At 50.4% G+C, this 663-nt stretch carries 1 protein-coding gene; it reads left to right on the top strand.

All coding sequences use genetic code 11. The features are described from left to right. On the top strand, nt 1–187 hold a 187-nt coding region (locus tag VT06_RS18685; protein WP_235357471.1), incomplete at its 5' end, for a hypothetical protein. Nucleotides 188–663: the final 476 nt, after the last annotated feature.

The following is a 663-nucleotide window of genomic DNA, read 5'->3' as shown; positions in this document are numbered from 1 at the left end:
TGCCCCGACCACGCTGCAGGAGCAGGCGTGGAACAGCTTTAGCTGGCCCCGAAGGGGTGAGCCGCAGGACGCGGTGAATACACTAAAGGGGATTAAGACCTATCCACTTTACCGCGTCATGGTTTGTGATAACCAGTTCAAACGTTGCCCCGACCACGCTGCAGGAGCAAGCGTGGAACAGCTTTAGCTGGTCCCGAAGGGGTGAGCCGCAGGACGCGGTGAATACACTAAAGGGGATTAAGACGAGCTTGAAAGACTTGCCATTGCTGTCCACAAGAGTTCAAACGTTGCCCCGACCACGCTGCAGGAACAGGCGTGGAACAGCTTTAGCTGGCCCCGAAGGGGTGAGCCGCAGGACGCGGTGAATACACTAAAGGGGATTAAGACTCTTCGTCGAAGGTTTCAAACCCTTCGACGTGTTCAAACGTTGCCCCAACAGCCACCGCGTTCAGAGTGAAGTAGTGGGGTAAAAGCAGAAGATAAACGAAGATCAGATCATGCTGGCTGGACAAAGCGAAATACGCAAATGTCCGCCATAGGTCGATTTTTGCTTTTTTTAGACAGCAAATCCGACATTGCAGACCTAATTATGAGTTTTGGATAACATCGAATTTTTTTATTCTTATACAGTTACATTGATAGCAACGTCATACCAACAGACTT

The sequence above is a fragment of the Arsukibacterium sp. MJ3 genome, from assembly GCF_000987765.1.
In the GTDB taxonomy this organism is placed as follows: Bacteria; Pseudomonadota; Gammaproteobacteria; order Enterobacterales; family Alteromonadaceae; genus Alishewanella.
This window is presented reverse-complemented; position numbering and strand designations above follow the sequence as displayed.